General features: G+C 33.9%; 12 protein-coding genes. 1 reads left to right on the forward strand and 11 read right to left on the reverse strand.

Translation table 11 applies throughout. The annotated features are described in order from the left end of the window. Position 1: 1 nt before the first annotated feature. From ACNQGG_RS09165 to ACNQGG_RS09215, 11 genes are all read right to left on the reverse strand, one after another. The gene (locus tag ACNQGG_RS09165; RefSeq protein WP_417963230.1) at positions 2 to 1435 is read right to left on the reverse strand and encodes an LptF/LptG family permease; all 1434 of its coding nucleotides are present in this window, start codon (positions 1433 to 1435) and stop codon (positions 2 to 4) included. 7 nt (positions 1436 to 1442) lie between these two features. After that, positions 1443 to 2087, reverse strand: a complete 645-nt coding sequence (gene lolA1, locus ACNQGG_RS09170) for an outer membrane lipoprotein periplasmic chaperone LolA1 (protein ID WP_470303307.1) — start codon at positions 2085 to 2087, stop codon at positions 1443 to 1445. A 49-nt stretch (positions 2088 to 2136) separates the two neighbouring features. Beyond that, on the reverse strand, positions 2137 to 4587 hold the full coding sequence (locus ACNQGG_RS09175; protein WP_417963234.1) for a DNA translocase FtsK: 2451 nt from the start codon (positions 4585 to 4587) through the stop codon (positions 2137 to 2139). A 19-nt stretch (positions 4588 to 4606) separates the two neighbouring features. Continuing rightward, complete coding sequence (locus ACNQGG_RS09180) at positions 4607 to 4981, reverse strand: diacylglycerol kinase family protein (RefSeq protein ID WP_417963236.1); 375 nt, start codon at positions 4979 to 4981, stop codon at positions 4607 to 4609. Between the two features lie 10 nt (positions 4982 to 4991). After that, positions 4992 to 5489 carry a thiol peroxidase gene (gene tpx / locus ACNQGG_RS09185; protein ID WP_417963238.1) on the reverse strand — a complete coding sequence of 166 codons (498 nt, stop codon included), beginning with the start codon at positions 5487 to 5489 and terminating at the stop codon, positions 4992 to 4994. Between the two features lie 190 nt (positions 5490 to 5679). Next, on the reverse strand, positions 5680 to 5937 hold the full coding sequence (locus ACNQGG_RS09190) for a DUF6952 family protein (RefSeq protein WP_417963240.1): 258 nt from the start codon (positions 5935 to 5937) through the stop codon (positions 5680 to 5682). Between the two features lie 80 nt (positions 5938 to 6017). Next, entirely contained in the window at positions 6018 to 6326 is a 309-nt protein-coding gene (locus ACNQGG_RS09195) for a thioredoxin family protein (protein ID WP_417963242.1), read from the reverse strand. Positions 6327 to 6409: 83 nt separating this feature from the next. Beyond that, complete coding sequence (locus tag ACNQGG_RS09200; RefSeq protein ID WP_417963244.1) at positions 6410 to 7048, reverse strand: peroxiredoxin; 639 nt, start codon at positions 7046 to 7048, stop codon at positions 6410 to 6412. A 141-nt stretch (positions 7049 to 7189) separates the two neighbouring features. Beyond that, positions 7190 to 8800 (reverse strand): glycoside hydrolase family 3 protein, encoded by a 1611-nt coding sequence (locus ACNQGG_RS09205; RefSeq protein WP_417963246.1) that lies wholly within the window; start codon positions 8798 to 8800, stop codon positions 7190 to 7192. Positions 8801 to 8944: 144 nt separating this feature from the next. Beyond that, positions 8945 to 10213, reverse strand: a complete 1269-nt coding sequence (locus tag ACNQGG_RS09210; protein WP_417963248.1) for an MFS transporter — start codon at positions 10211 to 10213, stop codon at positions 8945 to 8947. Between the two features lie 27 nt (positions 10214 to 10240). Further along, a complete protein-coding gene (locus tag ACNQGG_RS09215) occupies positions 10241 to 11773 on the reverse strand; it encodes a glycoside hydrolase family 10-like protein (RefSeq protein WP_417963250.1) in 1533 nt (510 codons plus the stop codon). Positions 11774 to 12004: 231 nt separating this feature from the next. Between ACNQGG_RS09215 and ACNQGG_RS09220 the strand changes: the two genes are divergently transcribed. Then, complete coding sequence (locus tag ACNQGG_RS09220) at positions 12005 to 14914, forward strand: FAD-binding and (Fe-S)-binding domain-containing protein (RefSeq protein WP_417963252.1); 2910 nt, start codon at positions 12005 to 12007, stop codon at positions 14912 to 14914. Positions 14915 to 15030 lie beyond the last annotated feature (116 nt).

The raw sequence follows: 15030 nt of genomic DNA on the forward strand, positions 1-15030 counted from the left end.
TTTAATTTGGTGTTGGAAATATTTTTTTATATATTTTTTGGAATGGTGCTAAAATAACATCCATGTTTATTAATCCAATATCGTTTGTGGCCCTGTACGTTAATAAAATAGCCAATGGAGATAAAATTATTGAAGATAACCAAGCGCCCATAAATGGTGTCAGCCCGTTTTCCTGTGAAATTCTTTTACCAAAAGTATTTATAAAATGGAACGTTATGAAAATTAAAACGGCAAAAATAATAGGAAGGCCAAGTCCGCCTTTTCTGATAATAGCCCCTAAAGGTGCTCCTATAAAAAACATCAAAAAACACGCATATGCAATTACAAATTTATCGTAAAATGCCAGTAAATGATTGTTGATATTTTTTCGTTTCGCTTTAAATTCCGTTTCACTGGCATCAATTGAATATTTTGTACTTGCCATATTGCTGATTGCAAAGTCTAAAATTTTAGATTTCTCGTCATTTTTATATAATGCCAATATGTTGTTTGGAAGAATTTTACTTTTTTTGAGTGGTTTTATTTTATTATCTCTCGGAATTGCAATTCGCTGATTCATGTTTTCTGAAAACGAAATGATATCTGTTTTTAAATTCTTATGTAGTGAATCCAGCGTATAGTTTAATTCGCTTACGGTAAGCATCGTGTTGGTATTTGCAATGCTTTGATCATTTACATCAACTTTATTCAATTTTGATAAATCGATATTGATGATGTATTTTTTGAATGAACTTTTAGCAAACGGCATTTTATTTCTGTCTTCATATTTTTTGGGAACGATATCTTCGTAATAGTACCCATTATTCAGTACTAATTGCAGAATGCTGGATTTCTCGCTGCTTATCAATTCTCCGTTTTTGGCTTTGATAACCGTTTTACTGCCGTCACCAAGATTTGATTTTTTGTGGATTGTGATTCCGGTAAGGAAATTTCCATTCTCTCCGGATTTTTTATTCACTTTGATATTATAAAAACCAACATCACTAAACTGACCTTCGGCGATAGCTAGTGCAGGTTTAGCTTGTGCGATGTTTTTTCTGAAATTGATGAATTTATATTCAGCAAAAGGAATTACATTATTAGCAAAAAGAAAGGCTACAAATCCCAAAATAACAATAAAAAAAGTTAAGCTTTTTAGGGCTCTTTTTAGAGAAACACCTGCTGATTTCATAGCAGCTAATTCATAATTTTCTGACAAATCCCCAAAAGTCATTATCGATGCCAATAATACAGACAATGGTAAAACCAAAGGAATTATTCGTGGCATTGAAAAACCCAAGAACTTGATAATCATTAGTAAATCCAAGTCTTTACCCGCTAATTCGGATATGAATAACCAAACAGTTTGAAGTATAAAAATGAAAAAGAGTATTACAAATACAGTCGTAAATGTAGTCAGGAATGTTTTTAATAAGTATTTGTCAAGAATTTTCACCTAAGAATTAATCTAATTTATTGATGTAGTAATTTGGATATTTACTTTCGGTAAAGGTAAATTGATTTTTTGACAAAGGTTGGTTGGTTTTAAAAGAATTAACGGTTAAAGTAGTTTTTGTGCCTTTTTTGCCCATTTCAATTAAGTTGTAGATGTGTTTGGTCTGTACATCAATGCCTAATAGTATTTCTTTTCTTTGATCTTTTGCATTGGTAGGAACCAATTTAATATACTGGATTTTTCGTCCTTTCACATCCTGCAAAATATCCATGTTGTATCTGTAACCAGAATTGAAAAAAGTCAATAACTTAGAAGGAGTAATGGCATTGTCGTCTTTGTCAGTTACTTTAGAAATAGTGATTTCTTCATCTTCAGGAACAATGGTGTAACTTTTTTTTCCGTCAAAAATTTTAGTGACTCCCATGAAATTCAATACAAATTGATTGCCTTTCATGATTACATTTCCTTTGCTGTCCTGATTGATATTTTCTTTGGCATTATTCAAAGAATACTTAAAATCAATAACAATATTATTATAACTTCTAACTTTTGCTGTAACTTGATCTAAAAGATCTTTCGCTTTTTTATCTTGGGCTTGTATTGAAAAACTAAAAAATAGTAAAACTGCAATTTGAAAAAATCTTTTACTCATCTCTTTTAACTTGTTTTTTTTGAATTCTTGAATCTTTGATTCCATGGTGTTAGTTGTTTTGTTCATTGTTGAAAAATTGATCAAGAGAACTCATGTCCAGAATATTTACACTGCGTGCTTTGCTTCCTTCAAATGGACCTACAATCCCGGCAGCTTCAAGTTGATCGATTAATCGACCCGCTCTGTTGTAGCCTAATTTTAGTTTTCTTTGTAACAATGAAGCCGAACCTTGTTGTGCGTTTACTATTATTTCGGCAGCTTCTCTAAACAAAGTATCTCTGTCGGAAATATCCATATCAAGATTAATGCCACTTTCCTCTCCTACAAATTCTGGGAGTAAATAAGCGGTTGCATATGCTTTTTGAGATCCAATAAATTCAGTGATTTTTTCTACTTCTGGTGTGTCAATGAAAGCACATTGTACCCGAACAACGTCATTTCCGTTGGTGTAAAGCATATCGCCTCGTCCTATTAACTGATCGGCACCTTGAGTGTCAAGAATGGTTCGGGAATCAATCTTGGAGGTAACTCTAAAAGCAATTCTCGCAGGGAAATTGGCTTTTATCAAACCTGTAATTACATTGACAGAAGGCCTTTGCGTGGCTATGATTAAGTGAATGCCAATGGCTCGTGCTAATTGTGCTAAACGCGCAATAGGAACTTCAACTTCTTTTCCTGCAGTCATGATTAAATCGGCAAACTCATCGACTACAAGAACAATATAAGGTAAAAATCGGTGTCCATTTTCTGGATTCAATTTTCTAGCCTTAAATTTATCGTTGTATTCTTTTATGTTTCGAACCATCGCGTCTTTCAATAAAGAATAACGGTTGTCCATTTCTACACAAAGTGAATTCAAAGTATTGACCACTTTTGCATTATCGGTAATAATAGCGTCATCCATATCTGGGAGTTTCGCTAAATAGTGTCTTTCAATTTTATTAAATAGTGTAAGCTCTACTTTTTTTGGATCTACCAAAACAAATTTAACTTCGGCTGGGTGTTTTTTGTACAAAAGGGAAGTCAAAACAGCATTTAATCCTACAGACTTTCCTTGGCCGGTAGCTCCCGCCATCAATAAGTGAGGCATTTTGGCTAAATCTACCACAAAAGTTTCATTCGAAATTGTTTTTCCAAGAGCGATAGGCAATTCCATTTCCGCTTCCTGAAATTTGGCTGAGCCAATAACACTTTTCATCGAAACCATCGTAGGATTCTTATTAGGAACTTCAATTCCTATAGTTCCTTTCCCAGGAATAGGGGCAATGATACGAATTCCTAATGCCGAAAGAGACAAAGCGATATCATCTTCTAAGCTTTTAATTTTTGAAATTCGAATACCCGCTTCCGGTACAATTTCATATAAAGTAACTGAGGGTCCAACAGTCGCTTTTATCTGAGCAATTTCAATTTTGTAATTGCGCAGCGTATCCACAATCCTGTTTTTATTCTCTTCTAATTCTTCCTGGTTGATAGTAATTCCACCAGTTGAATATTCTTTTAATAAGTCTATCGTAGGAAATTTATAATTGGATAAATCTAAAGTTGGATCGAATAATCCAAAATCAGCCACTAATCGCGAGGCTAAATTTTCCTCAATAATATCTTCTTCCGGAGCAGTTTCTATAACAAAAGTATCAATAGGATTCGAAATAATTTCTGGAGATACTATTGGTGTAACTTGCATAGCAAGTGGTTTTACAATGGGATCTCTGTTAATATCCGATGAATTGCTTATGGTTGGTTTCAACGCCTCTTTGTTAATTTCGAATTGAGAACCATTTGTTTTTAAATGAATTTCATCAATTTCCTCTTCTACAACAGCAAATTCTTCTAAATTATACCCGCTACTTTTTGCGCCATTTAGTGGAATAGTGGCTAAATCTGCTTTGATTTCTTTTTTTGTATTGTCAAAAAACGACTGAATGTTTTCAGGGGAGATTTTGATTTTGAAGATTATATAAAGAATTAATCCAAACAACAATAGTAGTAAAGTTCCTGTTTTTCCAATATAATCCTGCAAAAATAAATTCAATTCAAATCCAATTGTTCCTCCTAATTCAGGTACTGAAGTAGCAAAAAAACCAAATAAAATGGCTGCAATAATAATTACGAATAAATCCCAAAACCAAATACTTTTTAATTTTTTTAAGGAAATACCTAAAACCATGTACATTCCTGTCAGGAAAAACAAGCGTACAAATATAAATGCGGCTAGTCCAAAACCTCTATAAACAAGTAAATCTGATAAAAAGGCACCAAATTTTCCTAACCAATTATGAACAACTTCAGTTCTGTCAGTCAATTCACCAGCAGCACTTTGATCTTGTTGTCCATAAATATAAAAGGAAATAAATGCAAATAATAAAGCAATTGAAAATAATACCAAAAGCGAACCAAAAACAATTTTGTGCTGTTTCGTTATTTTGATTGGATTATTTTCCTCCGTTTTAGAATCCTTTTTTTTATCTAAAGGTGCTGTTTTTATTGTTTTTGCCATTCTTGATTGTAATAATACCTTACAGAAGTATTGGTATATATATGATTAAACCGATTGCGATTGCCGTTAAAGCAGCAAAAAATACAGCTCCAGCAGCAATATCTTTGATAAATCCAATTCTTTCATGATAATTTGGATGAATAAAATCGGCTATTTTTTCAACAGCCGTATTTAGACCTTCAATACTCATAACTAGACCAATGGCCATCGTTTGAAAAAGCCATTGTGTGGAAGTTATTCCAAAATAGAATCCAGCAATAGTCATTAGTATTCCTAATGAAAATTGTACCATTATGCTGTGTTCTGTGGTAATTAATTTTACGGCACCTTTAAAAGCGTACGTGACACTTTTTAATCTTCCGGTAAAAAAAGTATTGTCTTTTTCAAATTCCATTCAGATACTATTAAAGTGCAGCTAATGCCGCTTCGTAATTTGGCTCATCTACAATTTCACCAACTTGCTCCGTATGCGTAATTATTCCGTTTTCATCCACTACAATGATAGCTCTGGAATGCAATCCGGCTAAAGGACCGTTTACAATTTCTAACCCATTGGTTTTACCAAAATCTCCCGCTTGGAAATCAGATAAATTAATAACATTTTCAAGTCCTTCAGCACCACAAAAACGGTTTTGCGCGAAAGGCAAATCTCTTGATATGCATAATACATTAGTGTTTTTCAATTTACTTGCACTTTCGTTAAATTTCCTAACTGATGCGGCACAGGTTCCAGTATCAATACTTGGGAAAATATTTAAAACTAATTTTTTTCCTGCAAAGTCACCTAATGTAGCTACAGAAAGATCGGTTTTAACTAATTTAAAATCACTCATTTTTGAGCCTACTGTTGGTAATTCCCCTGAGGTATTTATTGAATTTCCTTTTAATGTTACTGCAGCCATAATTTTTGTTTTTTAATGAGGTTCAAAAGTATGAAAATTATTTAAGATTTAAGGATGAAACTTCGGGATAAAGTTCAAGATTTTGAGCATTAAGTAAACCCACACCACCCAATGTCTTTTTTATAAAATACACAAAAAAACGCAGTCGTTTCGGACTGCGTTTTAAAAATATTGCATTAAAAATTCTTTTTTATTTATCGATAGAACTCAGAACACGTTTCATAAAACTGTTTAAAGCTTCTTTTTTATCAGTTCCCGTTTTTACCAGTTTGTTAACTTCTAAAGCGCCATACATATTTGAAATTAATTCACCAATTACATCTAATTCTTCATCTTTCAATGATGTAATTTCTGTCATTGCTTCTAGAACTTCAATTGTTTCTATGATGTAATCTTCATCATTTTCTTCTATAAACTGCGTTAAATGCTTGATTACCGGTAATTTCATCTTTATTTGTTTATTCGGTTATACGTTGATTTGTTTATTAGTCAGGTCAAAACGCTTTTTAACGATTCACCAATTCAACTTTAAACTATTTCGTTCACCAATTCAATTAATACTTCTTGTTTATTAGTTTGTGTTTCGTTTACTAATTTCCCATTTACAAAAGTGGCAAAAGTTGGTAAATTACTGACATTAGCTAATTTTCTTGATTCAGGAAAATTTTCAGCATCAACAAGAGCAAAAGTGATTGTTTCGTTTTCTGAAGCCAATTTTTTGAATTTAGGTTTCATGATACGGCAATTTCCACACCAAGAAGCCGAGAATTGAACTACAACTTTTTCGTCTTTTGCAATTAAATCCGCTAATATATCTTCGTTTAATTCGATCAACATAGTTTTTATTTTTAAAATTCAATAACAAAATCCAATGGCAATTTTAAAATATTGAAATTACCATTGCTATTGAAATTGTTTTATTAGTTTAGAGATAAGTATTCTGCAGTACTTTTTCTGTCAGCGCTCATGGCTTCTTTTCCAGCTTCCCAGTTTGCAGGACAAACTTCCCCTTTTTCTTGAATATGCGTATAAGCATCAACCATACGCAAATATTCATTTACATTACGACCTAATGGCATGTCGTTTACACTTTCGTGGAAAATTTTCCCTGTTTCGTCAATAAGGTAAGTAGCTCTGTACGTTACATTAGATCCTTCGATAATTATAGAATCTGTTTCTTCACTATAACTTGTTTCTTCAATGTCAAGAATTCCTAAAATGTTAGACAAGTTTCTGTTAGTATCAGCAAGAATTGGATAGGTAACGCCTTCGATTCCACCATTATTTTTTGGAGTGTTTAACCAAGCAAAATGTACTTCATTTGTATCACAAGAAGCCCCTATAATAATTGTATTTCTTTTTTCGAATTCTGGCAAAGCTGCTTGAAAAGCATGTAATTCAGTTGGACATACGAATGTAAAATCTTTCGGGTACCAAAATAAAAGTACTTTTTTGTTGTTTTTTGTAGCTTCTTCGAAAATGTTGATTTTTAAATTATCGCCCATTTCTGAAATAGCGTCTACTGCAATATTTGGGAATTTTTTACCTACTAATGACATTTTATTTACTTTTTAATTAATTTTTTTGACGGTGCAAAAGTAGTCTATAGTGACCGTTGAATGCAATACCAGTTGATTATAAAAAGTTATTTATAAATAGTTATTTCTTATATAGGTTTTTTATAAAATTAAAGCGGTTAATTACAGACCAGTAACCGCCACAGGTAGAGTTCCTTTGCAATGGGTATTTTCTAAAAGTTGTTCCGCTGCGGTTTCTTGAAATTCTGTAAAATCCTGATATATTTGAATGATTCCTAAAGCGTGTTTTAAATTTGGGATAACTTGAAGTGCATAAGGGTTCCCAAAAACATACAAAATACATTTTTTGGTTTGGAATAAAGTACCCAAAAACTGAAGTACCGAATCTTCCATGTCAAAATTGTTTAAAGGTTTTGCCTTTGGTACAAATAAAGAAATGACTAGTGTATCAAATTTATTTAATTTTTTTTCTAATTCATTTATAACAGCATCCCCGCCAGTTTCATAACTAAATTCGGGTGAAGGTAAAGCGGCAGATAAGTTCTTAAAAAATGAATTATCGGTGTTTTTATAAAAACTAATTTTGGCAAGATCTTCTCTGTTTTTAGCATCAAAAACGGTCACGGTATTGTGATTGTCTTTTATTTTTGTAATGCAGTTTTGAGCAATTTTCCGATTTAAAACGGAGGTAGTTTCAAAATCAAAATCACTTTTAGATAGTTTTGGTAAATTAAGTTTCCCGTCTACAATTCCTGCTTTTTGTTTGCATTTCCACAATCGGTTAAAACTGCCTTCAATTCGCTCCGGAGTCGCATTTTTTAGTATTTCCTGAATTCCTTCGGGTACGTTTTCGGCAAAACACAAAACATCATTTCCGGCATTGAAAGCTTCCCATTCCAGTTGTCCTTTTTTCTCATATAATTTGGAGACACTATGCATATTCAACGCATCCGAAATCACCAAACCGTCATATCCCAGTTGCTTTCGCAAAAGAGTTTCAATTACTGATTTAGATAACGTTGCCGATGTATCTTTTCCTTCATTCAAAGCGGGGACAGCCAGATGACCAATCATAATGGAATCAACATTGTTTTCGATCCCTTTTATAAATGGAACTAATTCATTTTCCAATAATTCCGCTACTGTTTCTTGTAAAACAGGTAATCCTAAATGCGAGTCGACATTCGTATTTCCATGTCCTGGGAAATGCTTGAGACAACCTAAAATGCCAACCTCGTTCATTCCTTTTAAATATTCGATGGCAAAATCAGCTACTTTTTCTTTATTCTCACCAAAAGAACGATATCCAATTACAGGATTATTAGGGTTGTTGTTGATATCCGCCAAGGGCGCTAAATTATAATGGATTCCAACTGATTTTAAGTCCAAACCTATTTGTTTTCCCACTTCGTAAACCAAATATTTTTCGCTTTTTGGTAACGCGCCCAGCGTAATGGCATACGGATATTGAGGCGTTTTTTCGACACGCATGGCTAATCCCCATTCAGCATCAATACTCATTAATAAAGGAATCGTAGCGCAATTTTGATACCTGACGATTAGCTCCTTCAAACGCTGAAAACTAGCGTCATTTAATACTACTTTTTTCTTAGTTTCATAATTGGTTGCTGCACTGGCTCTGCTATGAAAAAAAGTCAATCCACCAATATTGTGTTCCCGGATTAATCGTTCCATTGCCTGAATGTTTTCTTCGGTATCATTTATGAAAACGGCTGGAAAGAAAAATTGTCCTATTTTTTGTTCTAATGTCATTTTGAAATAGTGATAAGAGTAGTTTTTAACCATTTAAGGCATATAGGTTATTGTAGAGATTTTACTGGTTGGTTAAAATTAATTACTCTAAATAGTTTATGTATTCACTTATATGCCTTATATGTTAATGAAAATGATATGTTTTTATTCTTGCTCTGATTTCTTTCCAAAATCGGAAGGGAAAATTAAAAATCGGGAAAGGATTAATCCTGGTATGGTTGCTAAAAATACCCATATAAAGAAATTGCCATAACCCAAATATTCCTGAATAAATCCACTCAACATTCCTGGAAGCATCATTCCTAAAGCCATAAATCCAGTTGCGATAGAATAATGTGACGTTTTAGATTCGCCATCAGCAACATAAATTAAATACATCATGAAGGCAGCGAAACCAAAACCGTAGCCAAATTGTTCTGCAATTACAGTTGCATACACATAAAAAATGGATGCTGGATGAAAGTGGGATAGTAAAATGAATCCTATTATGGGTAAGTGCATGGCTAAAAACATAGGTAACATCCACTTGCCAAGACCTCCTTTTGAAATGGCTATTCCACCAAGAATTCCTCCGATTACCAGTGCTGTTACTCCAAAGGTACCATAAATAATACCTACATCTTCAGTGGTTAATCCCAAGCCACCTTTGATTTTTTCATCTATTAAAAATGGAGTTAACATTTTTAATAACTGGGATTCTCCTAATCTGAAAAGCAATATAAAAGCTAATATAATCCCGATTTGTTTCTTTTGAAAAAAGGTTTTAAAAACAACTCCGAAACTCTGTTTGTTTTTAGTTTCAGCGGTAACTTTAGTTTCTTCTACTTTTGGCGTGGTAAAAAAGTTATAGATGGTAAGAAAAGCCATGACCAAGGCTACAATTATCATGGTGTACGACCAAGCTTTACTTTTGTCTCCATATTTTTGTTCCAAAAAACCACCCAGAATTACGATTAATCCATTGGCGGTAAGCATAGAAAGTCTGTAAAATGTGCTTCGAATTCCTAAGAAAAAAGATTGTTGTTCTTTGGCTAAAGCCAACATATAAAATCCATCGCTCGCCACATCATTTGAAGCTGACGCAAATGCCGCAACCCAAAAAACAGCCAGACTCAGTACGAAAAAATTACTCATGGGGATGGTTAATCCTACAATCAAAAAAGCTATTGCGATAACCAATTGCATCGCCAGAAACCACTTTCTTTTGGTTGCATATAAATCGATAAAAGGGCTCCATAATGGCTTGATAACCCAAGGTAAATATAACAAACTAGTGTAAACTCCAATGTCTTCATTGTTGATGCCTAAACTTTTGTACATAATCACCGAAACAGAAATTATGATGGCATACGGAAAACCTGAGGCAAAATTTAATAATGGAATCCAAAACCAAGGGCTGTTGTCTTTTCTCATGTATAGCGGATTATTTTCAATTCAATTTTATAGTGTGAAACTAACTAAAGTGGGTTGGCTTTCATTACCATAAAAATCGATGAATGTAATGGCGCAGGTTGTGTTTTTGTCTAATTTATAGGTTGGAATCACAATTTCAACAGTATCGTTATTTTCTTTAAATGCTATTTTATCAATAATTTGACTTGGATCGTTGATGTCAATTTTCGAATTAAATTTAGCGCCATAAACCATAACATAACGTACTTTGCTGTACAATGGATATTTGACATTAAAGCTCGAAGAAATAGGATTTACCAAAATATTATTCGCTGTAGGTACAATTGCCATTTTTTTGATAGAATTTGGAACCACATTAGGAAGTGCGGGGTATTTGTATTGGTTTTCTATCAATAATTGCGCAACGTTTTGATTTCTGTTTAAAAAAGATTTGGCACTAAAAAAAGCATTTCCCTGAATGTTTTTGTAGGTTCTGGTAATATCTATTTGATTCGGAATTTCATTGGGATTACTCCATTTTTTATCGGAATCCGCATTGATTTTATAGGTTCCGTTTCCAATGTAAATAGCCGTATTCGTTGAGTTTTCAGACCACCAACGCAATAGTTTTGAATAGGAAGCTTTAGGATGATCCATACTCCAATACAATTGTGGAACGAGATAATCAATCCATTTGTTTTGCATCCATGCTATTGGATCTGCGAATAAATCATCGTAATTAGTTTGGCCAGACTCCGTTTCAGAACCTTTAGGATCCACAGATTTGTTTCTCCAAACTCCAAACGGGCTGATGCCAAATTGTACCCATGGTTTTATGTTTTTTATCGAAAGAGAAACACATTTTACAAAATTGTTAACGTTCGAACGTCTCCAATCTTCTATACTTAAACCATTTCCATATTTTTTGAAAGAATCGGTATCGTTAAACTGTTCTCCTTTTATTTTGTAAGGATAGAAATAATCATCAAAATGAATGGCATCGATGTCGTATTTTTCAACAACTTCTTCAACTATGGACAATAAATGGTTTTGAACTTCTGGCAGTGCTGGATTGTAATAATATTTTCCACCATATTTAATCATCCAATCCGGATGTTTGTAAAAATCATGTTGCGGATTTAAAATCGCAGTGTTCAAGTCCATTGTGGCACGATATGGATTTAACCAGGCGTGAAATTCAAACCCTCTGGCGTGCGTTTCGTTTATCATCCATGCCAATGTGTCGAAATAAGGTTTAGGCGCTTGTCCCTCTTTTCCGGTCAAAAAGCGAGACCATGGCGCTAGTTCCGTTGGGTAAAAGGCATCTCCAACACTTCTGATTTGTACAATTACTGCGTTATAATTTAATTTTTTATAAGCATCTAAAATTTCAATAAAATCTACTTTTTGCTTGTTTACGTTGTCCGTACTACTTTTTGGCCAGTCAATATTAACAACGGTGGCTATCCAAACTGCTCTAAATTCATTTTTCGGATTTGTAGCCATCATTTGTGCATTTCCATTCCAGGAAGAAAGTAAAAAGCACGAAATAAGCATCAGGGCCAGCTTGTAATTTTTCATTAGGGTCTTAATTTATAAAGTATTCAAAAATAGTTTTTTTAGTGAAATTTACCAGATAAAAGGGGGGATAAAATTCAACTTATTTTACTAGCTCAATTTCTTTGCCAAAATGGTTTTAAATTAAACTTTCTGTCAAAGAATAAAATTTTTTTAATTTATAATCGGCTATATATTTATATTTGTGAAATAATGCTGTTGTATCAGTATTTTACAAAACATAATGTATAAGCCATGTCACTTGAATTAGAACAATTATCCCAATCATTAGAAGGAGCACTTTTATATGATGATCTTCATAAAACGATATACGCTACTGATGCCTCCGCTTATAGAATTATGCCCCTTGCTGTGGCAATACCAAAATCAGAAGAAGATATTGTCAAAATTATTCGCTTTGCAGCAAAAAATAAGATTTCGATCACACCAAGAACTGCCGGTACGTCATTGGCAGGACAAACAGTAGGTAGTGGAATTATTGTTGATGTTTCGAAACATTTCACCAAGATTGTTGCTTTTGATCCCATAAAAAAAACGGTTACGGTGCAACCAGGAGTAATTCGGGATGAATTGAATTTGTTCTTGAAACCACATGGATTGTTTTTTGGACCCAATACTTCTACCTCAAGCCGGTGTATGATAGGAGGAATGGTGGGGAATAATTCGTCAGGAACCACCTCGATACGTTATGGCGTAACCCGAGACAAAATAGTGGAATTGAAAGCCGTTTTAAGTGATGGAAGTTCCGTTGTATTCGAGGATTTGACTTCGGAAGAATTCTTGGAAAAAACAAAAGGAGATGCGCTTGAAAATACCATCTACAAAACTATTTATGAGGAACTTTCGAATACAGAAAACCAAGAAGAAATTGTAAAGGAGTTTCCGAAGCCTGAAATTCATAGGCGAAATACGGGTTATGCAATAGATTTGTTATTAAAATCAGAATTATTTTCAGGAACAGAAAAAACGATAAACTTAGGGAAACTACTTTGCGGAAGCGAAGGAACTTTAGCATTTACTACAGAAATTACGTTGAAAGTGGATGATTTGCCACCAACAAATAATGTCATGGTGGTAGCGCATTTTCATACCATTCAAGAAAGTTTAGAAGCCGTAGTTACAGCTATGAAACATCATTTGTACACCTGTGAAATGATGGATGATACCATTCTGGATTGTACAAAAACGAACAGGGAACAAGCCAAAAACAGATTTTTCATTCAAGGGGACCCAAAGGCGGTAATCATGCTTGAAGTGGCCTCTCATCATAGTATGGAAGATGCGGAATCACAAGCCAATGCTTTGATTGCAGATCTTGAGAAGCATAATTTTGGGTATGCTTTACCCAAAATTTACGGATCAGACATTGATAAAATAAACGAGTTGAGAAAAGCGGGTCTTGGACTTTTAGGAAGTATTGTAGGAGATAATAAAGCGGCTGATTCTATTGAAGATACCGCTGTTGAGTTGAGTGATTTGCCAAATTATATTGCCGAGTTCTCAGCCATGATGCAGCGTCATGGTCAGAGTGCCATTTACTATGCACATGCCGGAGCCGGAGAAATTCACTTGCGACCTGTTTTAAATTTAAAAACAAAAGAAGGATTACACCAATTTAGAAACATCGCAACCGAAGTGGCTATTCTGGTAAAAAAATACAGAGGCTCATTGAGCGGGGAACATGGTGACGGAATAGTTCGTGGCGAGTTTTTACCTTTTATGATTGGAGACAAGAATTATGAATTATTAAAACGAGTAAAAAAAGCGTTTGACCCATATGCCATTTTAAACGTTGGGAAAATTGTAAATGCTTCCAAAATGGATGAAAATCTTCGGGTAGAAGCGGGAAGGGTAGAACCGGATATCAAAACGATTCAGGATTTTTCGGATAGTATGGGGATTTTGCGTGCTGCAGAAAAATGCAATGGTTCTGGCGATTGCAGAAAATTACCTTCAGCTGGGGGTACTTTATGTCCAAGTTATCGCGCCACACGAAACGAAAAAGACACGACTCGTGCCCGAGCCAATGCACTGAGAGAATATTTGACGCATTCAGAAAAAGACAATAAGTTCGACCACGAAGAATTATATAAAGTATTTGAATTGTGTGTAAGTTGTAAGGCTTGTGCAAGCGAATGTCCAAGCAATGTAGATGTAGCCGCTTTAAAATCGGAGTTTTTGTACCAATATCAAAAAGCAAACGGATTTTCTTTGCGAAATAAAATATTTGCGTTCAACTCTAAGTTAAATAGTTTAGGAAGCATTACTCCTTCGATTACAAATTTCATTGTTAATTTACCTCTTGTAAAAAAGAGCATGGGAATTGCTCCAAAAAGGGAAGTTCCTTTATTGGCTCTAACTTCTTTTAGAAAATGGTACAAAAAAAACAAATCAAAAGAACCATGCGATTCTTTTGTAAACGGAAAAGTATATCTGTTTTGTGATGAGTTTACCAATTTCTATGATGTTTCGGTTGGGATTGATGCCTATGAATTATTGACAAAAATAGGATATGAGGTTATTGTAGTGGATCATGAGGAAAGTGGAAGAGCTTTTATATCCAAAGGTTTTCTGGAAGAAGCTAAAGCAATTGCCAATAAAAACGTTGCAGTTTTTTCGACTCTTATTACCGCTGATTGTCCTTTAATAGGAATCGAACCATCGGCGATATTGACTTTCAGGGACGAATACATCCGATTGGCAGATAATAAAGTAAATGCCGAGAAACTATCGCAGCATGTATTCACCATTGAAGAGTTTTTTAAAAATGAGATTACAAAAGGGAAAATTCATTCCGAACAATTTTCTGATATGGAGAAAACAATAAAAATTCATGGACACTGCCATCAAAAGTCATTGAGTTCTATTGAAGCGACTTTTGCCATGCTAAATGTACCAAAAAACAGTTCGGTTACGATTTATAATTCTGGATGCTGTGGAATGGCAGGTTCTTTTGGATACGAAAAAGAGCATTATGACATCAGTATGCAAATGGGAGAAGATACTTTATTTCCAAAAATTAGAGCGACTGATGCTACTATAACTATTGCTGCTGCGGGAACAAGTTGTCGTCATCAAATTTTTGATGGAACCAATAGAAAAGCACTGCATCCTGTATCCGTTTTAAAGTCATATTTAAAATAGATTTGTACTTGTTTTGGAACATTAAATGTATAATATTTGTAAAAAATGAATTTTGGTTAAATATCGCGTCGTATGTTTGTTATTTCGTAAAAAACACCACTTTTAAATATTGATTT

This window comes from Flavobacterium esculini, from assembly GCF_048284325.1.
GTDB lineage: Bacteria > Bacteroidota > Bacteroidia > Flavobacteriales > Flavobacteriaceae > Flavobacterium.